Source organism: Vibrio sp. PNB23_22_6, assembly GCF_052877535.1.
Genome location: NZ_JBNFXP010000031.1, coordinates 1 through 22,484, shown reverse-complemented (window position 1 = coordinate 22,484; position 22,484 = coordinate 1). Strand labels below are relative to the sequence as shown.

General features: G+C 44.5%; 21 protein-coding genes and 1 tRNA gene. 10 read left to right on the top strand and 12 right to left on the bottom strand.

All coding sequences use genetic code 11. The annotated features are described in order from the left end of the window. The first annotated feature begins 85 nt into the window (after positions 1-85). Entirely contained in the window at positions 86-634 is a 549-nt protein-coding gene (locus tag ACVA54_RS17940; protein ID WP_446619257.1) for an NAD(P)H nitroreductase, read from the top strand. 671 nt (positions 635-1,305) lie between these two features. Next, positions 1,306-3,270 (top strand): DNA topoisomerase III, encoded by a 1,965-nt coding sequence (locus tag ACVA54_RS17935; protein WP_446619258.1) that lies wholly within the window; start codon positions 1,306-1,308, stop codon positions 3,268-3,270. A gap of 43 nt (positions 3,271-3,313) precedes the next feature. On the opposite strand, the gene ACVA54_RS17930 is transcribed toward ACVA54_RS17935, so the two are convergent. Next, the gene (locus tag ACVA54_RS17930; protein ID WP_099080295.1) at positions 3,314-3,496 is read right to left on the bottom strand and encodes a hypothetical protein; all 183 of its coding nucleotides are present in this window, start codon (positions 3,494-3,496) and stop codon (positions 3,314-3,316) included. A 166-nt stretch (positions 3,497-3,662) separates the two neighbouring features. Between ACVA54_RS17930 and ACVA54_RS17925 the strand changes: the two genes are divergently transcribed. Further along, positions 3,663-4,586, top strand: a complete 924-nt coding sequence (locus tag ACVA54_RS17925; RefSeq protein ID WP_446580480.1) for a histone deacetylase family protein — start codon at positions 3,663-3,665, stop codon at positions 4,584-4,586. A gap of 61 nt (positions 4,587-4,647) precedes the next feature. Here the strand turns inward: ACVA54_RS17925 and ACVA54_RS17920 are convergent, their stop codons facing one another. From ACVA54_RS17920 to ACVA54_RS17900, 5 genes are all read right to left on the bottom strand, one after another. Then, positions 4,648-5,214 (bottom strand): cytochrome b/b6 domain-containing protein, encoded by a 567-nt coding sequence (locus ACVA54_RS17920; protein ID WP_099080293.1) that lies wholly within the window; start codon positions 5,212-5,214, stop codon positions 4,648-4,650. A gap of 219 nt (positions 5,215-5,433) precedes the next feature. Continuing rightward, the gene (locus ACVA54_RS17915) at positions 5,434-5,583 is read right to left on the bottom strand and encodes a hypothetical protein (protein ID WP_446649816.1); all 150 of its coding nucleotides are present in this window, start codon (positions 5,581-5,583) and stop codon (positions 5,434-5,436) included. A gap of 88 nt (positions 5,584-5,671) precedes the next feature. Further along, positions 5,672-5,762: transfer RNA gene (locus tag ACVA54_RS17910), tRNA-Ser, on the bottom strand. Positions 5,763-5,901: 139 nt separating this feature from the next. After that, positions 5,902-7,710: a DUF3413 domain-containing protein gene (locus ACVA54_RS17905; protein WP_446649815.1), complete on the bottom strand. Its 1,809-nt coding sequence runs from the start codon at positions 7,708-7,710 to the stop codon at positions 5,902-5,904. Positions 7,711-7,732: 22 nt separating this feature from the next. After that, positions 7,733-7,960 (bottom strand): YejL family protein, encoded by a 228-nt coding sequence (locus ACVA54_RS17900; protein ID WP_099080276.1) that lies wholly within the window; start codon positions 7,958-7,960, stop codon positions 7,733-7,735. Between the two features lie 85 nt (positions 7,961-8,045). Here ACVA54_RS17900 and yejK point away from each other — a divergent pair, with 85 nt between their 5' ends. The 3 genes from yejK to ACVA54_RS17885 all read left to right on the top strand — a co-directional run bounded on the left by yejK (position 8,046) and on the right by ACVA54_RS17885 (position 10,837). After that, positions 8,046-9,044 (top strand): nucleoid-associated protein YejK, encoded by a 999-nt coding sequence (gene yejK, locus ACVA54_RS17895; protein WP_099080275.1) that lies wholly within the window; start codon positions 8,046-8,048, stop codon positions 9,042-9,044. A 165-nt stretch (positions 9,045-9,209) separates the two neighbouring features. After that, complete coding sequence (locus tag ACVA54_RS17890) at positions 9,210-9,563, top strand: Hpt domain-containing protein (protein ID WP_446649818.1); 354 nt, start codon at positions 9,210-9,212, stop codon at positions 9,561-9,563. Between the two features lie 110 nt (positions 9,564-9,673). Then, the gene (locus ACVA54_RS17885; protein WP_099079474.1) at positions 9,674-10,837 is read left to right on the top strand and encodes a chemotaxis protein; all 1,164 of its coding nucleotides are present in this window, start codon (positions 9,674-9,676) and stop codon (positions 10,835-10,837) included. A gap of 69 nt (positions 10,838-10,906) precedes the next feature. On the opposite strand, the gene nhaC is transcribed toward ACVA54_RS17885, so the two are convergent. Beyond that, positions 10,907-12,340: a Na+/H+ antiporter NhaC gene (nhaC, locus tag ACVA54_RS17880; protein ID WP_446649814.1), complete on the bottom strand. Its 1,434-nt coding sequence runs from the start codon at positions 12,338-12,340 to the stop codon at positions 10,907-10,909. Between the two features lie 435 nt (positions 12,341-12,775). Here nhaC and asd point away from each other — a divergent pair, with 435 nt between their 5' ends. After that, complete coding sequence (gene asd, locus ACVA54_RS17875) at positions 12,776-13,897, top strand: aspartate-semialdehyde dehydrogenase (protein WP_446580473.1); 1,122 nt, start codon at positions 12,776-12,778, stop codon at positions 13,895-13,897. 55 nt (positions 13,898-13,952) lie between these two features. Here asd and ACVA54_RS17870 read toward each other — a convergent pair whose 3' ends face one another. Continuing rightward, positions 13,953-14,810, bottom strand: a complete 858-nt coding sequence (locus ACVA54_RS17870) for an ion transporter (RefSeq protein ID WP_099079477.1) — start codon at positions 14,808-14,810, stop codon at positions 13,953-13,955. Positions 14,811-14,873: 63 nt separating this feature from the next. After that, the gene (locus ACVA54_RS17865; protein ID WP_099079478.1) at positions 14,874-15,512 is read right to left on the bottom strand and encodes a YchE family NAAT transporter; all 639 of its coding nucleotides are present in this window, start codon (positions 15,510-15,512) and stop codon (positions 14,874-14,876) included. A 652-nt stretch (positions 15,513-16,164) separates the two neighbouring features. Between ACVA54_RS17865 and adhE the strand changes: the two genes are divergently transcribed. Further along, positions 16,165-18,867, top strand: coding sequence for a bifunctional acetaldehyde-CoA/alcohol dehydrogenase (adhE, locus tag ACVA54_RS17860; RefSeq protein ID WP_099079479.1), 2,703 nt, complete (start codon positions 16,165-16,167; stop codon positions 18,865-18,867). A 131-nt stretch (positions 18,868-18,998) separates the two neighbouring features. Here adhE and ACVA54_RS17855 read toward each other — a convergent pair whose 3' ends face one another. The 3 genes from ACVA54_RS17855 to sodB all read right to left on the bottom strand — a co-directional run bounded on the left by ACVA54_RS17855 (position 18,999) and on the right by sodB (position 21,107). Next, a complete protein-coding gene (locus ACVA54_RS17855; RefSeq protein WP_119463645.1) occupies positions 18,999-19,682 on the bottom strand; it encodes an SDR family oxidoreductase in 684 nt (227 codons plus the stop codon). Between the two features lie 192 nt (positions 19,683-19,874). Next, positions 19,875-20,378 (bottom strand): VC2046/SO_2500 family protein, encoded by a 504-nt coding sequence (locus ACVA54_RS17850; protein ID WP_119463644.1) that lies wholly within the window; start codon positions 20,376-20,378, stop codon positions 19,875-19,877. A 144-nt stretch (positions 20,379-20,522) separates the two neighbouring features. Next, on the bottom strand, positions 20,523-21,107 hold the full coding sequence (gene sodB / locus ACVA54_RS17845; protein WP_099079482.1) for a superoxide dismutase [Fe]: 585 nt from the start codon (positions 21,105-21,107) through the stop codon (positions 20,523-20,525). Positions 21,108-21,349: 242 nt separating this feature from the next. Here sodB and ACVA54_RS17840 point away from each other — a divergent pair, with 242 nt between their 5' ends. Together ACVA54_RS17840 and ACVA54_RS17835 are read left to right on the top strand one after the other, a co-directional pair. Beyond that, the gene (locus ACVA54_RS17840) at positions 21,350-21,685 is read left to right on the top strand and encodes a Grx4 family monothiol glutaredoxin (RefSeq protein WP_099079483.1); all 336 of its coding nucleotides are present in this window, start codon (positions 21,350-21,352) and stop codon (positions 21,683-21,685) included. Positions 21,686-21,760: 75 nt separating this feature from the next. Then, positions 21,761-22,390 carry a DsbA family protein gene (locus ACVA54_RS17835; RefSeq protein ID WP_446649813.1) on the top strand — a complete coding sequence of 210 codons (630 nt, stop codon included), beginning with the start codon at positions 21,761-21,763 and terminating at the stop codon, positions 22,388-22,390. Positions 22,391-22,484 lie beyond the last annotated feature (94 nt).

Sequence of the window (22,484 nt, the reverse complement as noted above, 5' to 3'; positions counted from 1 at the left end):
TAAAACAGAGTGTTATTCGTGGTAGGGGATTGTGCTAAAGTGAGCAACGTAAACAATAATAGCTATATTCAATAAGGAACCGTTCATGGATGCTCTCGATCTTTTGCTCAATCGTCGTTCTATCGCTAAGTTGTCAGAGCCTGCGCCTGAGGGGGTGGCACTAGAAAACATCATTCGTGCTGGTCTTCGCGCGCCAGACCACGCTGGTTTAACACCATGGCGATTTGTCATCGCTCAAGGCGAAGGTTTAAAGAAACTCTCGGATATTCTGGTTAAAGCCGCTATCGCAGACAATAGTGAAGACGCGGTGATTGAAAAAGTGAAGAATGCCCCGTTTCGTGCACCTATGGTGATCACCGTGATCGCTAAGGTCACTGAGCATGAAAAAGTGCCAGCGTTTGAACAATACCTTTCTGCTGGCTGCGCAGCACAAGCGATGCAAATGGCAGCGGTAGCACAAGGCTTCCAAGGCTTTTGGCGTTCAGGTAAGTGGATGTTCCATCCAACAGTGCACCAAGCATTTGGCTTAGAAGGCGAAGATCAAATTGTTGGTTTTCTATATCTGGGGACGCCGGGTTGTACTGCAATGAAAGTTCCAGAGCGTGAACTCTCTAAGTTTGTTGAGTTTTTATAGCGTTAAATATTAAAGCCGATTAGATAAACGAAATTAAATAGAGGCCATTCCTACGGGGATGGCCTCTGTTCATATATTTATCCATAGGCCGTGTTATAAGATTGGGCGTTAGCGTGAAGAAAGATACGATATTAAAGAAGATTACTCTAACTTGATTCGCACCCTCTCGCCATAATCGGTTAGAATGTGGTTATTATGTTGAAGTAATTGAGAAAGCGAAGATTTATAACGAACAGTGTCTTTTTAGTGCTTAATAAAAATAGGAGGTAAACAGGTGAAAAAGAGATAAAAGAAACCCTAAACATTACTGCTTAGGGTTATCTTGTGCATTGACCAGATTGTGTTCTAGCTAAGCACCTTTAGATTCGAACCCAAAGGATAGCAAAGAACGCAATCGCTTAACATTATTTTATCTTTCAATCTTCGTTTTAAAGCGAAGTAAGGGTTATATATGCGTTTTTTCCGTAATTTGTTGTTTAAAATTAAACCTTGGGATCTCATGGCTTTGGGTCTCAAGCTACTTGCTCATGTGCTTTTCTGTGAGAAGTAGTGGCTGGAACGGTAGTTAATACAAGATATGGATTAATTACTGTTTATCTGTACAGTTTCTCTTGATTTGTTAGGGCGACATTAGATAATGTGGCCCTAATTATTATGACTTCCAAAAACTTATGTCTCGTCTGTTTATTGCTGAAAAACCAAGTTTAGGCCGCGCGATTGCGGCGGCACTTCCTAATCCTCAAAAGAAAGACCAAGGTTTTATTCGTTGTGGCAACGGCGATGTGGTCACTTGGTGCATTGGCCACCTGCTAGAGCAAGTTGAGCCTGACGCATACGACGAGCGTTACAAAAAATGGAACCTGGCAGATTTACCGATTGTTCCCCAGCAGTGGCAATTAAGACCAAGGAAAAGTGCCAGCAAACAGCTCACTGTGATCCGTAAGCTTCTAAAAGAGGCAACGGAAGTGATTCACGCCGGAGACCCAGATCGAGAAGGTCAGTTGCTGGTGGATGAGGTACTGGATTACTGCAAGCTTTCCAAAGCCAAAAAAGAGGCCACTCAGCGCCTGCTGATTTCCGATTTGAACTTACCCGCAGTCAAACGCGCGTTGAACTCGATGCGTAGCAATCGTGATTTCATTCCTCTTTCGGTGTCTGCGCTTGCACGCTCAAGAGCGGATTGGCTTTATGGAATGAACATGTCTCGCGCGTATACCTTGCTTGGGCAAAAAGCGGGTTATCAGGGGGTGTTGTCGGTAGGGCGGGTGCAAACCCCCGTGTTGGGCTTGGTGGTTCGCCGCGATGAAGAGATCGAAAACTTTGTGCCTAAAGATTACTTCACGCTACACGCTCTCATTCCGTATCAAGATCACAATGGCGCTTTTGATATTCGAGCACGCTGGAAACCCAGTGAAGCTTGTAAGCCTTGGCAGGATGAAGAAGGGCGCATTTTAAACCGAAAACTGGTAGAGAATGTGGCGAGTCGCATTGCAAACCAACCCGCTAACGTGACCGAGTCGGAGCAAAAGCAAACCAAGCAATCTGCGCCACTTCCGTACTCCTTATCTGCGTTACAGATTGATGCGGCAAAGCGTTACGGCATGAGCGCACAGCAGGCCTTGGATACCTGTCAGGCATTGTATGAAAAGCACAAGTTGATCACTTACCCTCGTTCAGATTGTCGTTACCTACCGATAGAGCATTATGCGCAAGCGGGGGCGGTGACATCGGCTATCTCGAACAACGCTAAAGAGCTTCATAGCGCGGTACAAGGTGCCGATTTGTCCATCAAATCCAAAGCATGGAACGATAAAAAGGTCGATGCGCACCACGCGATCATTCCCACACCGAAACAAGCCAATGTGAATGCCTTGTCGGGTAACGAGATGAAAGTGTACCAGCTCATTGCTCGCCAGTATTTGATGCAGTTTTATCCAGCAGCGGTGTATGCAGAAGCGAAGCTGGTCTTCGATATTGCGGGTGGCACGTTCGTGGCGAAAGGTCGTCAGTTGGTGTCCCCTGGTTGGAAAGCGTTAATGGGTAAAACGGACAAAGAAGATGAGGGCATTGATGCGGTGCCACCGTTACCCGAAGGAACCGTGCTGACGTGTCGCGAAGGGGAAATAAAAGATCGCAAGACTGAGCCGCCAAAACATTTTACAGAAGCAACGCTGCTGCAAGCCATGACAGGAATTGCCCGTTATGTTGCCGATAAAGAGCTGAAAAAGATCCTCAGAGACACCGACGGTCTTGGTACAGAAGCCACGCGTGCGGGGATTCTCGATACGTTGTTTAAGCGGCAACTTTTGACTCGGCAAGGTAAATCGATACTGAGCTCCCAAGCAGGGCGAGGTCTGGTTCATGCTTTACCGATCGATGCGACCTACCCGGATATGACTGCAAACTGGGAGCACCAACTGCAAGGAATGGCCGAGAGAAATCAAGCTTACCAACCGTTTATGCACGCTTTAGAGCAGCGTATCGATGGATTGATGGGACAGGTCAAAGCAGGGCCGATTCCTGAGTCGTTACGACATTTGCCAAAAGTCGAGCGACCAGCTTTTAAACGTAAGAAACGCAGTTATTCAAAGGGCAGTACATCTAAATCAAGTGCCGCTAAGCGTCAATCCTCCTAAAGAGTAAAGCGGCACATTTGGGTGCCGCTTTACTCTTTACCTATTAATCAAACAAGTTATCGTTATTGTGAATCGCCCCTCTTACATCGTCCTGAGTGAGAACACGCTTACCTAAGTCTTGTTTCACTTGTTTGCCCAAATCCACCAGCGCATCGCGATTGACTTGGGTTTGACGCTTGCCTGCACTTCTTAAGCAGTAATTGAGATCATGATCTTCACTGCAAATTCACCAAGTCTGGTTTGAAAATGGCGAAACTCAAGTCATTAAGTTGGGTTTAAGACGCAGGGAGAGAGGACGAAAGAGCATCTTCAGAAATCGTCAGTGATGAGCCATTTTTATTCATTGCTCGAAGTTGGTACTATTTCCTCATCATGTACCAAAAGACCGACGTATGCTGCCATTGATTTATCACCCTATCTATTCGCAACTCGATTTGCCAATTGGGCACCGCTATCCAATCATGAAGTATCAGTTTCTTTACCAAGCGGTATTGACGAAGATGAATGAAGCACGTTGGGGTCATCAGATACAGCTTTTCCAACCTGAGCCATTGACCGCCGATCACATTAAGCGAGTGCATGGCGAGGAGTATGTGGATTTACTGGTCAGTGGTACTTTGCCCGCAGCGAAGATGCGTCGAATTGGTTTCCCTTGGAGTGAGTCATTAATGACCAGGACGTTCACCTCGACGGCAGGCACCGTCCTGACAGCAGAACTCGCACTAGAGCAGGGAATCGCGATTCATCTTAGTGGTGGTTATCATCATGCTCATAAAGACTTCGGAAGTGGTTTTTGCCTTTTCAATGATTTGGTGATTGCTGCAAAACATATGCTAGATAATGAGCTGGTGGATAAAGTGTTGATCATTGATAGTGACGTACACCACGGCGATGGTACGGCAACCTTGTGTGAGCATGAGCCAGACATTGTGACTTTATCATTTCACTGCGATAAAAACTTTCCGGCGAGAAAACCAGCCTCCGATCTTGATGTGCCTCTCGCTCGAGGAACGGATGATGAAGCATTTTTGATGGCATTTAAGGAAGTGACCAAGATGGCAATTCACCTGCATCGTCCAGACTTGGTGATTTACGATGCAGGCGTCGACATTCACACCGATGATGAACTGGGGTATTTCGATGTTTCCACGCAAGGCGTCTTGGAACGCGACCGTTTTCTAATGCAGTTGATGAAAGACAAAGGCATTCCGGTCGCGGCTGTCGTTGGGGGAGGCTACCGAACTCAACACGCCGATTTAGTGCCCATTCACATGCAGCTCATTCATGCGGCCCACGATGTGTTTTTTCGGCAATGAACCGCTTCTACAAGTCACTGGTGAACGTCGAGTATTACTGTTTTATCTCAGATTCTAAAAACTAAGAGGTAGAGGATTCACGCCACCATTGCACTAAATGCAGCAACGCAAATAGGGCATGTCCAAAGAAATAAACTTGGATAAACGTGACGGACAGTTTGTGGATCGAGAGTAGCCACTCACTTGGACCACTAGTGAAAACCGTTAGATACCAAACGGAGCCAGTCACAACCGCAAGTATGAGCGCTAAAATCCCGAGCCCTTCTATTGTTGCTGCTAACCCGGATGGCTTGGCTTCGGGTAGCTCAAGTTTCAATAACGACTCTGCGTCCTCTTTAATCACTTGGTAATGACCAGATAGCCAAGGGTAAAGATCTTGAATTTTACGACGCATGATGACCTTAGTGGCGAAGATTAGGCTAACCGGAAGCAACACCAGACCAGAATAGATATGAATAAAGGCGAGGTCGCTAATTTGGTTCAATTCAGTGTCTCCATGGACATGCATCAAACCGCTTGAAAGTAATTGCAATAATACCCAGAAAAGCACCGCAAAATGTAGGTATCGTTCGATATTGGGTAATGTTCCAAAAAGCGTTTTTAGACCTACTTTTAGTTTGTTTTCCATATATTTACGTCCAAATTGTGACTCTTCACATAGGTTGATATCAGTTTATAACTAAGTGAATAAAGCTTAGTTGAGAGTGTAAATAATTACGAACTGATATGTTGAGTTGAACTATGCTAAGTGTCGATTTGGTTAGAAGTACACTTGATATCTATAGGTGAACAAAAATTACAGTTCTGCTGTTGCTTGATTGTGGCAAAGCTCTGTGAAAGATCATTATCATGATGGGGTGACAGCGACGAAGCGCAATATTTCGCCCTTTGGTTTCAGGCTGAATTTAACATCGAATGGAAAGCCGAGTGCGACTAAACGCTTGGGAGAACAGATACGGCCGTAGTAGACGCTGTAGCGGTTTTTATATAAATACATTGACTCACCTCATTGACTCAGTGAGCAATTCGAGTGGGCCAGAAAAGAAAAAAGCCGCTGAAAATAAGCGGCTTATCTCTATGAATAGTGGCGGAGAGATAGGGATTTGAACCCTAGGTACGCTATTAACGTACGCCGGTTTTCAAGACCGGTGCTTTCAACCACTCAGCCATCTCTCCGTTGTTGAGCGCATAATATAAGGCTTTGAAAATCTTGTAAACCCCAAAATGAATCGTTTGGACGTTTACTGCTCGATTATGAACTGTTTGCTGATAAAAGATACAAAAAAGCTCCCCGGATGTAGAGATTTTGCTCGAATTAATTGCTTTTCGAATAGAAGCGTTGTAATTCTGTTAAGCCTTGCATCAGCACTGGTAGCTTGGGTGTGGTTTCTCGCAAGCGCTTGTAGTCGTCATTGTACAGTTTATAGTTACCAAACTTGTCGATGACGGTTGTTTGAGAACCAGTGATTAAGGCAATTTCTTGGGTATCACCCGCTAAGATCCAGCGACGGCGGCTTTCATCAAATAAATTGCGGCCACTGCTGTAGTCGTAGGGATTGGATGATACACCCAACATATCTTGTAGCAGTGTGACTGAAAGATCCAAGTGGCTTGTGCTATGAGAAAACTCCCCAGGAAGCATGCCCGGCCAATGAATAATCATAGGCACCTGAAGTTGGTAACGACTGTAGTTGCTGTTAGCGCCCCAACTGTTGGTATTGGTTTCATTAAACTCACTACCATGGTTAGAGGTGATAATCACAATGGTGCTGTTTAATAATTGCTGTTGCTCAAGGGTTTCAATAATCCCTGCAACGGTCTTGTCTGCGGATTTAACGGCTTTTTCGTATGCCTTTTTGAAGCGTTCACTCGCAAGCGTTTCTTTGTTCGCAACTGTAGGTTCTGATTCGAAATTATCAACAGCTGTCACTTCGATATAGCTAAACCATGGCTGTTTCGCTTGTTCTGTTAGCCAATGCTTCCAAGCATTGATGGATTGTTTATCGTTGTGTGCTTGCGTTCCATCAAGCTGCTCTGCAAGGTTTAGATCTCTGAAGATGACTTCGAAATACAGAGTATCTTCAAATCCATTGCCGCTAAACAGGCCAAAGTTATAATTTTGTTCTGTTAGTACATCAAGCAGTACAGGAGCAGAGCCTTGAGCTTTGATACTGCTTGCGTAGCTGCTCGGTAAGCCGTAAAACAAGCCAAACGCCCCGTAAGCGTCGTTGCTTGAGCTGTAATGATTGATAAAATTTTGGTTGTTTTGCGCAAACCGATAGAGTTCTGGCATTTCGTCTTGGTTAAGTGCATCGGCACGAAGGTTGTTGACGCTGATCATCAGTACGTTCAACTTACTACCACGACGGTTAAATTCAAGCGGTTCGAGCGGGTAGTTCACGAGGGCTACATTGTTTTGGTTTTCTGCTAAGCGCTTAAGGTACTCTTCATGATCGAGTAAGCCATGCTTTTCCATGAAGCTTTTCGCTGTCATCGGATAAGACAATGGGAAATTAGAACGCTGGCTAGTAATCGGGTTATAGAAGTAGGCATCAGCCCAAATGTAAACCAAGTGACTAGTGATAAAGCTCAAGAAGAACACAGCGGCCAATGGACGGCCTATGTGTTTGTAAGAAAGTTTGCGCTGTTTGCGCCAAACCCATTCAGACAGACCAAGCTGAATCAGGAAGATCAGTGGCATAACAACAAAAAGGTGTTGTAAATCTGTACTAATGGCGCTTTTATCTTCACTAAATAACAGCTCCCAAACGACAGGGGTCAAGTGAAGGTTAATTGACTGATAGGCCTGCGTATCGACCAACAAAAGGGTTTGACCAATCGTCGCGAATATCACTGCCACCAAACGGAAAAGCTTCCGAGATGGCAGGACAAACGTCAGCGGGAATAGAACCAACAGATAAAGAGCGAAAACGAGGAAGCCAAAATGGCCAACCCAAGAAACCGCAAGATAGAATTGTCCCATCAAGGTTTCTGGCCAAGGCGACTGAACGATATAGCGTGTACCTATCAACATCGATGCGACGATATTGAAGAATGCAAACCAATGACCCCAACCAACCAGTCGAGATACGCGTTCGCCGTATGAGTTTCCGCTGTCTACCATGTACTTGTTCTATTGTCCGTGATTAGTGTGTTTTTGGCACGTCAAGAGAAGACATCAGTGCCTGAGCAAATTTTTCAGCAATAAGTTTGCGTTGTGAAGCAGCAACTTGTTGATTTAAGACATTGGTTGCGATATTTCCGGCAATCATTAGCGTCAACTCAGGAGAAGCTGCGTGTTTTTCTAGGACAGCACCCACTTCAGCAAGAATTTTCTCTACTTGTTCGTCAGTATATTTAGATGTAATCGGCATAAAGACTCTAATAATGATAGTAAAAGCGGCTTATGATAACCTACAATGCCTAATAACTTAAACCTTGTAGCAAGATAAAATCACTATGAGCCTTCATCTTTCAAATGTCATTTTGCACCAACTGTGCAAAAACGATCAGGACGAACTGGTTGTAAACTTTCGCCCGGCATCGTTAGAGAACGATACCTCGACAGAGAATCTCGTTGCGGAACTGCATCGCGTATTCCATTCTAAAGCGGGCAAAGGTTTCGGCTCTTTCCAGTCAGACAGCGAATTCCAGTTTTGGCTTCAGGAAATGCGCAAAGGAGAGAGAGATTTTTACGACTTCTCACAAATCAGTGCAAATCGCTTGAAACAAGAGTTGATTAAGTATCCATTCGCTGACGAAGGTATTTTAGTCTTCGCTGAGTATCAAAGTTTAGCCACTGACTATCTGTTTATCGGTATTTTACCAATGAACCAAAGCCTAAAAGTAACAGAAGGCTTAGATATTAGTGCCACTGACTACCTAGACATCACTAAAATGGACATCGCTGCACGTATTGATCTATCTAGCTACGATACGGATCGCGATTCAAATCGTTACCTTTCGTACATTAAAGGGCGTGTTGGTCGTAAAGTGGCGGATTTCTTCCTCGATTTCTTGCAGGCAGACATAGGTTTAGACACTAAGTTGCAAAACCAAGTGTTGATGCAGGCGGTAGAAGACTTCTGTGCAGATTCAAAGTTGGAAAAGCAAGAAGCGAACGAGTACAAGAAGCAGGTTTACAACTACTGTAACGAGCAAATCAAATCGGGCGATGAAGTGCAAATAGCTGAACTGTCTGGTGAATTGCCGGCAAGCCAAGGTGGCACGAGTTTTATGGACTTCACCAAAGAGCAAGGTTATGAGTTAGAAGACTCTTTCCCTGGTGATCGTTCAACTGTCCGTAAGTTGACTAAGTATGTCGGGGCTGGTGGTGGTTTGAACATCAGCTTCGATAGTCTGTTACTTGGAGAGCGTATTTTCTACGACCCTGAAACCGACACACTAACGATCAAAGGCACTCCACCAAACCTAAAAGATCAGTTAAGCCGTAACTAATTCATAAAAAAGAGAGCCGCGTGCTCTCTTTTTTTATGTGCAGTGTGCAAGCGAAGAACAAGCTCTTATCGGTTGTTGGCTCATCCTTCACTCAATCGTTAAAAATGAATGAAGGCGAATTTAGTCACGGATAAGAAAGAACATTTGGAGGATATGCTCTTGGCAGTGGAAGAACCCATTCTCGATATTGATAACATTCTTGATTCATTGTCAGGTGACGAGGCGGCCGTTCGCTTTTTGCTTGAACTTTTTATTCACGACCACTCCGGTGATGGAGGGAAGTTCAGGCAGTTAATGAATAATGACGACCGAGAGAGAGCTCAACGACTAGTACATAGCCAGAGGGGCGTATCTGGTAACTTAGGGGCGATGGTTCTGTATAGCGTATCTAGCGATATTGAACACTTAATGAAGCAAGGTATTGAAGTTCCAAAGGCTCTGATTGCCAAGTTGAGCAATGAACTGAAACGAACGGTCGATTTTGCCCAGCAAGTTCTCAATCTTGAAAAGATGCGATAATTACTAACGGGTTGAACTCTCTCTGGCTTAAAATAGCCGCGATAGCCAAGTTACTTCTGTGACTTGGTTATTTCTTTTTTGTTCTGTAGATTTTGACCATAGGTAATTTCATGTCTATCCGCCGACTATCCTCATTGATGGTGGCTTGTTTCGTTTTGACGCTTTCAGGCTGCTCGCTGCTGGAAATCAAAATTGATAGCCAAACGGTTCCGCTGACCAAGCAAGAATTAAACATGCGTATTATGACACGGGAATACGCTCAACAGTTTTTTGCTCAAGTCGAGCAAGCCGCAGATGTGCTCCACGAACGTTACGAGCCGAGAGATAAAGTGCATCAGTCTTACATTTTACTTTGGAAAATTAACGCAGAAGAAGGCTTGCAAGCTGCGGCATACCAAGTTTCTCCTATGGCCGCGTTGATTGATACTTGGGTGTTTACACTGCAAATGAATCAGTTTTACTCTCAAGGCGCTGGGAAGGATTTGTTTGCCACCACAGAAGCCCAGCAAGTTTCCGCCCACCTTGCGAAAGAGGTCGATAAGCTAGCGCAATCGTTATTGAAGAAAGACGTATACAACAAGACCAAACTCTTTGTGGCAGACTTTGTTGCACAATACCCGTTTGCTGATTTAAGCATGATTCGTACACCGGCTTATCGAGCGTGGTTAGAGGCGAGCAAAATCAGTGAAGAGGAGGCGGTGACGACGTTAGGTACGATGCCAGAAGCGATTGGTGATGTATCTGACCGGCTAAGCCTCGTGTCTGAGCAAACGCCAAAAATTATGACGTGGAAAGCACAGTTATTAGCGTTGAACAGCGCGGCAAGTATTGAACACGTTAATGCCGCATTGAATAGCTTAAAAGTGACATCAGAGTCTCTTAAAGACTTTATCGACAACAATCCTGAGTACATGCGAAATCTGGCACAGCAAATGGCCGTGCAGTTGCAGCCACTGGTTGAAGATATTGATGAAAAAGCGGAAGAGCGTTTATCTCAGCTAAGTGAAGAGCGACAAGCACTAGAGAAAATGGTGGCGAGAGAGCGTCAAGAGATCGCACAAATCATCTCAAGTGAGCGTGCTCAGTTTGCTAAAAACTTGGACCATGTTTCACAGGAAGTGGTGAGTTTGGCGATGGACAAGCTGATTGAACTGGTGAAGAGCACCATTATCTACTTCATTTTATTCATCTTGGTGATCTTCTTTGCGCCTCTAGCATTAGGCTACATGTTAGGTAAACGCTCTGCGGTGAGAGTGAAACCAACGTCAGTCTAAAGAGAAACATTTAAACGTAAGATCAAAAAAGAGCGCACGAAGCGCTCTTTTTTTGTTTGGCTGACGAGATTAAGCGGTTTGCTGTTTTAGTTCGCTTTCTTCTTGTTCTGCCCTGTCCACAGTTGGTTCACATTTATCAACAAACCAACCCATGTAAGAAGTGAAGATAGTTACGATGATACAAACAAAACTCAGCCACATGAATGGTGCGTAAGATAGGGTGGCCACACCAAGAATGCTTGCCATGTAGATACCGTTATCACTCCATGGCACCATACCTGATGTTAGCGTTCCACCGAATTCAGCGTTGCGTGATAGATTCTTACGTTTGTAGCCCAAGCGGTCATAGTTTTTCGCACAGATTTTTGGTGTCAGGATGAGCGATACGTACATTGCAGAGCCAAAAACGTTACCCATGAATGCTGTACCAATGGTGCTGGTAGCGAGTGAGCCCGCACTTTGGACTCGTTTCTCGCACAGTTTCGCAATGGTGTCCAAAACACCGACTTTATCGAGTAAGCCACCAAAACCCAGACCGAATACGATTACCGCAACCGAGCTAAGCATGGAAGACATCCCGCCACGGTTAAGAATCGAGTCAATGAACTCCACACCAGAAGAGATATCAAATGGAGCCCATGCGGTATTAAATGCGGTTAGGAAGTCGACATCCTGAATCATGACTGCCCAAATGATACCCAGCAGTGAGCCAAAGCTGATGACCGGGAAAGAAGGCATACGCATCGCAAGTAGACCTAACACGATGATGACAGGCACAAATGAATAAGGGGTGATATAAAACTGTTGCTCCATCGCCAGAATGACTGACTCCACTTGGCTCATGTCGAGTTTACCTGCGTAGTGGAATCCGAACGCAGTAAACATAATGCCAGTGATGATGTAGCTGATTAGGGCGATCGGCAGCATGCCTTTGATGTGCTCTACCACTTCAACGTTTGACATTGAAGAAGCGAGGATGACCGAGTCAGAGAGTGGCGACATCTTGTCACCAAAGTAACAACCTGAAAGCACCGCACCTGCAGTAATTGACGCGGGTACACCAAGACCTTGTCCAATCCCCATCATTGCGATACCAGCCGTACCAGCCGCGCCCCAAGACGTACCCGTAGCAAGAGCTGTCAAAGAACAAATGATCATGGTTGCGAGTAAAAAGATCGATGGGTGAATCGCATTTAAACCATAGTAAATAATGCTTGGCACAATGCCACCAGAAATCCATGTCCCCACGAGTGCGCCAACAGCCAAAAGAATAAGTACCGCACCTAAGCCATTAGAAATGCCGTTTAGTGCCGCTTTTTCTAGGTCTTTATACTGGTGACCAAGTTTTAGGCCCAATAGCATAATAATGAACCAACCAATATAGAGTGCGAGCTGAATTGGCAGGTTTAATTTGGCAGTAAATGAAAACGCCAAAAAAAGAAACAAACCTAGTGCGATCAATGCCTGTATCAGACTAGGAAGGCGTGGTGTAACTTGCTTCATATGTGCCTCTGTCGTTCTTGGAGCAATAGAGGAAGGCGCTCCCTGTTGTAATCGGGCCTAACATACATTAACAAAAATTATATTTCGAACATTTGGTGATTTATCTTGCCTATCGTCCATATAAACGTTTGCTTGTAAAATATATACACTGTAATTATTAATCAAAATGGACTTAAATGTTTTGTAGTGTAAATGTAGCGTGCTTCATATGTTCATTTTCTCATTTAGTGGTAAGACCATAACCAAACACCCCTCGGCTTTTGTTCGTGAATGGCCGTTTTCATAGAGAACAAAAGAAAGGAATGCCTCTTTGGATGACATTTCTAAGCATAAGTGCCGAAAAGTTGTACTTATTTTCAAATTAGTGCTTGAGATTTTGTGTCGAAAATTGAACTATGGAGAAAGTTTCAAAAATATACATGGAGAGTTAATGCGATGAGAGTAGGTTTAGTTGGTTGGCGCGGCATGGTCGGATCGGTTTTGATGCAGCGTATGGTCGAAGAGAATGACTTCGATTTGATCGAGCCAGTTTTCTATAGCACGTCTCAAGTGGGTATTCCTGCACCGCTATTTGTAAACAGCAAAGATGCGGGCCTACTGCAAGATGCTTTCGATATTGACAGCTTAAAGCGGCTTGATGCCGTGATTACGTGTCAAGGTGGTGGTTACACAGAGAAAGTTTACCCGGCGTTACGTCAAGCGGGTTGGAAAGGCTACTGGATTGATGCCGCTTCTACACTGCGTATGGCAGAAGACTCCATCATCACGCTAGATCCGGTAAACTTAGCACAAATTCAGCAAGGCATTCACGGTGGTACCAATACGTTTGTTGGTGGTAACTGTACAGTGAGCTTGATGCTAATGGGCCTTGGTGGTCTGTTCGAGAAAGGCCTAGTTGAGTGGACAAGTGCAATGACGTATCAAGCGGCGTCTGGCGCAGGTGCACAAAATATGCGTGAGCTGATTTCTCAGATGGGTGTGATCAACGACGCGGTGAGTTCCGAGTTGGCGAATCCTTCTAGCTCTATTCTTGATATCGACAAGAAAGTGGCTGACATCATGCGCAGTTCTTCATTCCCTACTGATCAATTCGGCGTGCCGCTAGCGGGCTCTTTGATCCCTTGGATCGATGTGAAGCGTGATAATGGTCAAAGTAAAGAAGAGTGGAAAGCGGGCGTTGAAGCGAACAAAATTCTTGGTTTCCAAGATGCGCCAGTGCCAATTGATGGTACTTGTGTTCGTATTGGTGCAATGCGTTGTCATTCTCAAGCATTGACGATCAAGCTGAAGCAAAACGTGCCAATGGATGAAATCGAAGAGATCATTGCGACGCACAATGACTGGGTGAAAGTAATTCCAAATAATCGTGACATTACCGCTCAAGAGCTAACGCCAGCGAAAGTAACAGGCACGCTATCTATTCCGGTAGGGCGCTTACGTAAGATGGCTATGGGCGATGATTTCCTAAATGCCTTTACGGTCGGTGACCAACTACTATGGGGGGCGGCAGAGCCTCTACGCCGAACTCTACGAATTATCCTTGCTGAAAAGGCTTAATCTATCCCAGTTCTAAGATATCTATTTTGAATGCGCCCAATTGGGCGCTTTTTTATCATGACTGATTTTTAGTCTCTTCATTTCTGACAATGCGTTTATCAGGGTCGGCAAGTTCACTACCACAATGCTTACAGTGCATTGCATCTGAATCATGACCTGAGCGATTGCAGTTCGGACATTTTACTAGTTGTTTGTGAGCGTTCATTTCATTACTTAATTCTGCAGTAATAATACCGGTCGGTACGGCGAGAATTGAATAGCCCAGCAGCATGGTCAGTGCAGCTATCGCTTTACCTAAATCTGTTTGTGGCACCATATCCCCGTAACCAACAGTCGTGATGGTTACAATGGCCCAGTAAATACTCTTCGGAATGCTAGTAAAACCGTTGTGAGGACCTTCAATCACGAAGATCAGTGACCCCAAAATAGTAACGAGGATCCCCACGGTACTAAAGAATATGAGGATCTTGCGGCGCGCCATCAGCAGTGAGCGTAACAGGATATTTGAGTCTTGTAGGTAACGAACCAGTTTTAGAATACGGAAGATGCGCATCACGCGCAGTAAACGCACTACCCCCATAAAGGACGCACCAGGGAAGAAGATGGCCAGATAAGTGGGTAAAATCGCGAGCACGTCTACCACACCATAAAAGCTAGTGGCATATGACTTAGGTTTTGGTGAGCAGTAGAGTCTTAGTAGGTATTCAATGGTAAATAGGGCAGTGAACGTATATTCAATGTACCGAAGCTGTTGAGACCACTCTGTCATCACGCTTGGTAATGACTCAAGAATAAGAACCACAAGTGATGTAATGATGGCGATAATCAGCGCGATATCAAAGGCGCGCCCGGCACGGGTATGTGTACCGAAGATAACGACGTATAAATGATGCTTAATAAACTTGCGAGGCATGATGTTGCACTGTCATTTTTGAAAATGAAATCAATCACAACATCATACCAGAAGTTTATGAACTTACGCTAAGCCAGGGAATAGGTTTCTTAAACCGTTAGCAATGAACTCAATGCCCAGCGCACCAAGGATCAGACCCATGATACGTGTAATGACGTTGATGCCTGTTTGGCCAAGGAAGCGAACGATCAAAGGAGCGGAACGGAATAGCAACCAAGAGCATAAACAGAACAGCATAATAGTGATACTAATGCCGACAGTATCCATCATGCTCGGGTAACGCGCACCGTATACGATGGTTGAGCTGATTGCACCAGGACCAGCCATCAGCGGCATAGCCAGTGGCACAACACCAATCTGCTCACGGCTAACGTACTCGGTTTTTTCCTGCTTGTTCTGTTTATCTTCACCTAATTTACCGCTCATCATTGAGAAAGCGATACTTAAAAGCAGCAAACCGCCAGCCACACGAAATGAGTCTAGGGAAATGCTGAACATGTCTAGCAGTAACTGACCAGCAAAGAGTGAAATGATCAAAATAATCGCAACCGCTATGTTTGCTGTCGTTGCGGTTTTGTTCTTTTCTTCAGGTGTCATATGACCGGTTAATGAAACAAAAACAGGCATGATACCGACTGGGTTAACAGCGGCAACTAAGCCTAGGAAAAACTGCAGGAAAATCGCTAGCTCAAAAGTCTGCATATCGCGTACTCATAAAGGATCACAGTAGTGAAAAAGGGAAGGAGTAATTTAGTCGCTAAATGTAAGGCAAAAGTCTAGTAGGAAGAAATGAAAAAAACTAACGTATCTGGCCTACTATTTGTGAGAAAAACTAATTATTGAAGAAAACGTATGTAATCTGTAAGTGATTTGTTACGTAAAAAGATGGTGAGAGAATGAGCTGTTTTATACAAGCGTTAACATTCGCACACTTTTGATAAAAAAATAGAGGGATTGTAGAGAGATAAGGTAAAGCGGATATACTCTCAGTGGCACATAAACTTGGCACTACATGTAATTTTGTTGGCCGAAAATGAAACTTTTTTACACATTATTGTTGTTTCTTATAGTTTCAAATCTGTATGCTGTTTTTTTGTACTGAAGTTAAATTATTTTAATTTTTATATTTATCAGTTATTTAGCTTGCTTTGTTGTGGTTAACCACTACTTTTGAGGTATTTCGAGAGAGAGAAGTGATCCAGGTCAATTTTTTTCACACTCTGAAATATTATACTCAGTCCTGAAAGCAATTTACTAAGACGGTTGTTTGCTAAATAACTGATGAACAGTAAAAACGAAACACAATAGCCTTACTAAAAAGTTTTTAATATTTGTTAATTTTAGGAGATTCCCTATGCCTGTAACTAATTTGGCTGAACTAGATGCTCTAGTAGCTCGTGTTAAAGCGGCTCAAGAAGAATTCGCTACGTTCTCTCAAGAGAAAGTGGATGCAATTTTCCGTGCAGCATCTCTAGCAGCTAACCACGCTCGTATTCCGCTAGCACAACAAGCGGTTGCTGAGTCTGGTATGGGTATTGTTGAAGATAAAGTAATCAAGAACCACTTCGCGTCTGAGTTTATTTACAACAAATACAAAGACGAAAAAACGTGTGGCATCCTTGAAGAAGATGATAACCTAGGCACGATGACTATCGCTGAGCCTGTAGGTATTATTTGTGGTATCGTACCAACAACAAACCCTACTTCTACCGCGATCTTTAAATCTCTAATCTCTCTTAAGACTCGTAACGGTATCATCTTCTCACCACACCCACGCGCTAAAAACTCTACTAACGACGCAGCTAAACTTGTTCTAGATGCAGCAGTAGCAGCGGGTGCTCCAAAAGACATCATCGGTTGGATTGACCAACCATCTGTAGAGCTTTCTAACGCGCTAATGAAGCACGACGGTATTGCTCTTATCCTTGCAACTGGTGGTCCAGGCATGGTTAAAGCCGCTTACTCTTCTGGTAAGCCAGCAATCGGTGTAGGTGCAGGTAACGTTCCTGTCGTTATCGACGAAACCGCTGATATCAAACGAGCTGTTGCTTCTATCCTGATGTCTAAAACATTCGATAACGGTGTAGTATGTGCCTCTGAGCAAGCTGCAATCGTCGTTAGCGAAGTATACGACGAAGTGAAAGAGCGTTTCGCTTCTCACAAGGCTCACGTTCTATCTAAAGCTGACGCTGACAAAGTACGTAAAGTACTTCTTATCGATGGCGCGCTAAACGCGAAAATCGTAGGTCAACCTGCTCCAGCAATCGCTGAAATGGCTGGCGTTAAAGTTCCTGCTGACACGAAAGTGCTTGTAGGTGAAGGTCTAGGTAAAGTATCGATCGATGATGAGTTCGCTCACGAGAAACTATCTCCAACGCTAGGTCTATTCCGTGCTGACAGCTTCGAAGACGCGGTTGCTCAAGCGGTAACAATGGTTGAAATCGGTGGTATCGGTCACACCTCTGGTCTTTACACTAACCAAGACGTAAACGCTGACCGCATCCGTTACTTCGGTGACAAGATGAAGACTGCACGTATCCTTGTAAACATCCCGACTACTCACGGTGGTATCGGTGACCTTTACAACTTCAATGTAGCACCTTCTCTAACTCTAGGTTGTGGTTCATGGGGTGGTAACTCTATCTCTGAAAACGTTGGTCCTAAGCACCTTATCAACAAGAAAACTGTAGCTAAGCGAGCTGAAAACATGTTGTGGCACAAACTACCTAAGTCTATCTACTTCCGTCGTGGTAGCCTACCAATCGCAATGAGCGACCTAGAAGGTAAGAAACGCGCGTTCCTAGTAACTGACCGTTTCCTATTCAACAACGGTTACGCTGATGAAGTAGTTAAACTGCTTAAAGAGCAAGGCATCGAAGTTCAAACGTTCTTTGACGTAGAAGCGGATCCAACACTATCTGTTGTTGAGAAAGGTGCAGAAGCAATGAAGAGCTTCCAACCTGACGTAATCCTAGCTCTAGGTGGTGGTTCTCCAATGGACGCTGCTAAGATCATGTGGGTAATGTACGAGCACCCAGAAACTCACTTCGCGGAACTAGCAATGCGCTTTATGGACATCCGTAAACGTATCTACAAGTTCCCTAAAATGGGTAAGAAAGCTGAGCTTGTATGTATCACTACAACTTCAGGTACGGGTTCAGAAGTTACGCCATTCGCGGTTGTTACAGACGACAAGACTGGTGCTAAGTACCCACTAGCGGACTACGAAATCACGCCAAACATGGCTATCGTTGATGCTAACCTGGTAATGAACATGCCTAAGTCTCTAACAGCGTTTGGTGGTTACGATGCAGTAACTCACGCTCTAGAAGCTTACGTATCTGTTCTTGCGAACGAGTACTCAGATGGTCAAGCTCTACAAGCACTTAAGATGCTTAAAGAGTACCTACCTTCAAGCTACGCGAACGGTGCAAACGACCCAATCGCTCGTGAGAAAGTACACAACGCGGCAACTATCGCTGGTATCGCTTTTGCGAACGCATTCCTAGGTGTTTGTCACTCTATGGCGCACAAGATTGGTGCTGAGTTCCACCTACCACACGGTTTAGCGAATGCACTACTAATCTCGAACGTTGTTCGTTACAACGCGAACGACAACCCAACTAAGCAAACTGCGTTCTCTCAATACGACCGTCCACAAGCACGTCGTCGTTACGCTGAAGTTGCTGACCACCTAGGCCTAAGCCAAGAAGGTGACCGTACTGCTCAGAAGATTGAACGTCTACTAGCATGGTTGGACGAGCTGAAAGGCAACCTAGACATCCCAATGTCTATCCAAGCAGCAGGTGTTTCTGAAGCTGATTTCGTAGCGAAACTAGATGAACTAGCGGTTGAAGCGTTCGATGACCAGTGTACAGGTGCTAACCCACGTTACCCTCTAATCACTGAGCTAAAAGAAGTGTTACTTGCTTCTTACTACGGTAAAGCGTTCGTTGAAGGTGAAACTTTCGAAGGTACAACGGTTATCAAGAAGAAAGCAGACCAAGAAGCAGCGAAAACTGCGCCAAAAGCAAAAAAAGAAAAAGCTGACGCATAATTAAGCGTTGCTTATGAGATAAGGTTTTCGCTAGCACGAAATCTTAATCGGGAAACTTAAAGCCCCAACCTAAAGGTTGGGGCTTTTTTTTGTTCAGCGAGAATGACCTTGCTTAGCAGAAGAATTTCATATCACACTTCTGTCGTGACCACGCGACCACTAAAGTAATCGTTAGTCACGATATAAGCCGTATTCCTCACCAATTCGTCTTGGACCTCTGCCCAGTGACTTTCTTCCACGTTTTCACTGCTATGGCTCACCGAAGGGATGACACCACCGACCCGGATATTGAAAGGGGTGAGCTCTTTTGCCCAACTATAGGTAAACCCTGATACTAAGGCAGCTATGCTTTCTACACCTGACAGATTTACGTGGTTGTCATGTGAGATAACGTTGACGATGACGCCCTTCTTTTTTCTAGAACGAAAACGTTCTGCACTCACTTGGCCATAGGTATACAGGCATCGTGCCGCGGAGGAGAGATGATCAATGTAGGTGCTCATTGGCTCTGGCGCCATTAAACTGGGCAGCGTGGAGCAGGTCCAACAATTCACGACAACGTCCGGTGTCGTGCCTAGTCGCGACTCTATTTTATCAAACAGTAGGTTGACTGACGTTGTGTTAGCACTACAAACATTTATCTCGTATACCTTGTCAGAAAACACGCTAATTTGATGATAGGTTTCATTTAAGGAACTTAAGTCTTCGTCACACAGAACCACGGTCGCGCCAAGATGGGCGAAATGACTAGAGCAGGTTCGGCCAAGAACGGTTCCTGCAGAGGTAATGAGAATGACTGAGTGTTTAATATCCATAGCATCTTCAGTGTATGTGTATTTGTAAACAATACAAGAAAGGGTCGTGCTAACAGCATGGATGAAATTTATTGATTATGTGTGAATACGTTCAAACTACGCTTAGTCAATGGTAGGTAATGTTTAGGAATTAGTAAGCAGTCACATTTCTTACGTCCTTGAAATGCAATTTTTATGATAAACATTGAATCGCTACGCTTGTACTTGGATCTGATACTGGCGTTGTGCCGCAACCAATTGGTTATAGAGGCCTGCTTCAGGAATCAATTGCTTATTACGTTCACCTAAGCTGCGACGTTCATGACCGGATAAGTTGTGGTAGACCTCTTCTGGTAGGTTAAAGGTATCCTGAGGCATGTAGGTTAGCGCATCTGGCTTTAGGTAGTGACTGAGCTTTGCCGATGGCAGCCCAGCGTGATGAAACTGTTTTGTTTGCTCTGCGGCGATCTCATAACTGCTGCTGTCTGAACGCAATGCTTGTGGGTGAGATAAACCAAATTGATGACGAAGAATATCGTCGCTTGTTTTAATTTCTGGTACTTCTTCGACGGGAACGACATCACGCACGTCATTTGAAAACATCGACATTATTAGCGCAAAATCAGCACGACGACCATCATGTACAGCATGGTTAATCCCATTGCCGAACTGAAGCTCGTTGATGATTGCTGCTTTGTCTAAAGTATGAATTTGCATGATGCTCCCCGTTGATGCTTCTATAACGGCACTAAGAGGGAGAACTTTAGGGGGAATTACACGATAAGAGGGGGAATGAAAAATAAAAAAGCCCGCGAAATCGCGAGCTTTTGCATAAAACTAAATTGAACTTGGGAGAAGAGGTTACTTCGCTAGGTTCTCTGCTACGAAATCCCAGTTTACAAGTGCCCAGAAGCCGTTCATGTAATCAGGACGTACGTTGCGGTAATCGATGTAGTACGCGTGTTCCCATAGGTCAACAGTCAGAAGTGGAGTAGAACCTTCTTCTGTTAGTGGCGTCGCTGCGTTAGAAGTATTCACGATTTCTAGAGAACCGTCAGCTTTCTTAACGAGCCAAGTCCATGAAGAACCGAAGTTGTTGATCGCTGAATCAGTGAACTTTGCTTTAAACTCTTCGAAAGAGCCAAAAGCTGCATTGATTGCTTCCGCAACCGCGCCAGTTGGTTCACCGCCAGCGTTTGGCGCTAGACAGTGCCAGTAGAACGTGTGGTTCCAGATTTGTGCAGCGTTATTGAATACACCACCAGTAGAAGTTTTAACGATCTCTTCTAGTGTTTTGCCTTCGAACTCAGTACCAGGGATAAGGCCGTTTAGCTTAACAACGTAAGTGTTGTGGTGCTTACCGTGGTGGAAATCTAGCGTTTCTGCCGAGATGTGTGGTTCTAGCGCGTCTTTCGCGTAAGGAAGAGCTGGTAGTTCAAATGCCATTGATTGATTCTCCATAGATATGAAAGGATTACCTTTCGATTGCTTCCAATGTTCTTATTGATTTGTAGTCATGGCGACTGACTTGGAAAGTATTTTAGCAAGTTTTTACTTTATTAAAACCCCGATGTGAAAATATTTTGAGGTGGCTAAGTAAAAGACGTATCAATTATGTGGTTTTTATTCTGCATTTATTGAGTAGAATGTGGCAATAATTAAAGTTCACATCCATGAATGAGGAAGCGATGGAAACTATCGACAAAATCAAACAACAGATTTCAGAAAACTCAATCCTGTTGTACATGAAAGGTTCACCGAAACTGCCTAGCTGTGGTTTCTCTTCTCAGGCAGCGCAAGCGTTGATGGCATGTGGTGAGAAGTTCGCTTACGTAGACATTCTACAAAACCCTGATATCCGCGCAGAGCTACCAAAATACGCGCAATGGCCAACATTCCCACAACTATGGGTTGAAGGCGAGTTGATCGGCGGCTGTGACATCATTTTGGAAATGTTCCAGAAAGGTGAGCTTCAGCCTCTAATCAAAGAAGCGGCAGCACGTGTTGAAGGTGACGCTGAGTAATTCGTCAATACTCACATTTAGCGATAGAATATCAAGGAGCCGAACTGGCTCCTTTTTCTTTTTTAGGTTAGTGGAATGAATATAAAGCTTTACTACGTACATGACCCGATGTGCAGTTGGTGTTGGGGATACAAGCCCACAATAGAAAAACTGAAACAACAACTGCCAGGTGTGATTCAATTTGAGTATGTGGTGGGCGGCCTTGCGCCAGATACTAATCTGCCAATGCCGCCAGAAATGCAGCAAAAAATTGAACAGGTTTGGAAGCAAATCGAGTGTCAGCTTGGCACGAAATTCAATTATGACTTTTGGACATTGTGCACGCCAGTGAGAAGTACGTACCAATCGTGTCGTGCGGTTATCGCAGCGGGTTTTCAAGACTCTTACGAGCAGATGCTGGAAGCCATTCAGCATGCTTACTATCTGCGAGCAATGCCTCCTCATGAAGAAGCAACCCATCTACAGTTAGCAAAAGAGATTGGTTTGAATGTCCAACAGTTCAAGAACGATATGGACGGCACTTTGCTGGAAGGTGTTTTCCAAGACCAGTTAAGCCTTGCTAAGAGCTTAGGAGTCAGTTCTTACCCTAGTTTGGTATTGCAGATTAACGATGCTTACTTCCCTATCGATGTTGATTACTTGTCGACGGAGTCAACCCTTAAGTTGATCCGTGAACGTATTATCGACAACATGCCAGCACAATAAGCTGTCATCTAAAGTCAGATTGTAACCCTCCCCGAAAAACTGGTCGCTCGCAATTAGAGGTTTTCCGTTTACACTGAAACAAACGGAGAACGCA

Excerpts from the sequence above, each read along its gene's own strand:
- ACVA54_RS17940 (WP_446619257.1), top strand. The coding sequence starts at position 86 with ATGGATGCTCTCGATCTTTTGCTCAATCGTCGTTCTATCGCTAAGTTG.
- ACVA54_RS17935 (WP_446619258.1), top strand. The coding sequence starts at position 1,306 with ATGTCTCGTCTGTTTATTGCTGAAAAACCAAGTTTAGGCCGCGCGATT.
- ACVA54_RS17925 (WP_446580480.1), top strand. The coding sequence starts at position 3,663 with ATGCTGCCATTGATTTATCACCCTATCTATTCGCAACTCGATTTGCCA.
- ACVA54_RS17920 (WP_099080293.1), bottom strand. The coding sequence starts at position 5,214 with ATGGAAAACAAACTAAAAGTAGGTCTAAAAACGCTTTTTGGAACATTA.
- ACVA54_RS17915 (WP_446649816.1), bottom strand. The coding sequence starts at position 5,583 with ATGTATTTATATAAAAACCGCTACAGCGTCTACTACGGCCGTATCTGT.
- ACVA54_RS17905 (WP_446649815.1), bottom strand. The coding sequence starts at position 7,710 with ATGGTAGACAGCGGAAACTCATACGGCGAACGCGTATCTCGACTGGTT.
- ACVA54_RS17900 (WP_099080276.1), bottom strand. The coding sequence starts at position 7,960 with ATGCCGATTACATCTAAATATACTGACGAACAAGTAGAGAAAATTCTT.
- yejK (WP_099080275.1), top strand. The coding sequence starts at position 8,046 with ATGAGCCTTCATCTTTCAAATGTCATTTTGCACCAACTGTGCAAAAAC.
- ACVA54_RS17885 (WP_099079474.1), top strand. The coding sequence starts at position 9,674 with ATGTCTATCCGCCGACTATCCTCATTGATGGTGGCTTGTTTCGTTTTG.
- nhaC (WP_446649814.1), bottom strand. The coding sequence starts at position 12,340 with ATGAAGCAAGTTACACCACGCCTTCCTAGTCTGATACAGGCATTGATC.
- asd (WP_446580473.1), top strand. The coding sequence starts at position 12,776 with ATGAGAGTAGGTTTAGTTGGTTGGCGCGGCATGGTCGGATCGGTTTTG.
- ACVA54_RS17870 (WP_099079477.1), bottom strand. The coding sequence starts at position 14,810 with ATGCCTCGCAAGTTTATTAAGCATCATTTATACGTCGTTATCTTCGGT.
- ACVA54_RS17865 (WP_099079478.1), bottom strand. The coding sequence starts at position 15,512 with ATGCAGACTTTTGAGCTAGCGATTTTCCTGCAGTTTTTCCTAGGCTTA.
- adhE (WP_099079479.1), top strand. The coding sequence starts at position 16,165 with ATGCCTGTAACTAATTTGGCTGAACTAGATGCTCTAGTAGCTCGTGTT.
- ACVA54_RS17855 (WP_119463645.1), bottom strand. The coding sequence starts at position 19,682 with ATGGATATTAAACACTCAGTCATTCTCATTACCTCTGCAGGAACCGTT.
- ACVA54_RS17850 (WP_119463644.1), bottom strand. The coding sequence starts at position 20,378 with ATGCAAATTCATACTTTAGACAAAGCAGCAATCATCAACGAGCTTCAG.
- sodB (WP_099079482.1), bottom strand. The coding sequence starts at position 21,107 with ATGGCATTTGAACTACCAGCTCTTCCTTACGCGAAAGACGCGCTAGAA.
- ACVA54_RS17840 (WP_099079483.1), top strand. The coding sequence starts at position 21,350 with ATGGAAACTATCGACAAAATCAAACAACAGATTTCAGAAAACTCAATC.
- ACVA54_RS17835 (WP_446649813.1), top strand. The coding sequence starts at position 21,761 with ATGAATATAAAGCTTTACTACGTACATGACCCGATGTGCAGTTGGTGT.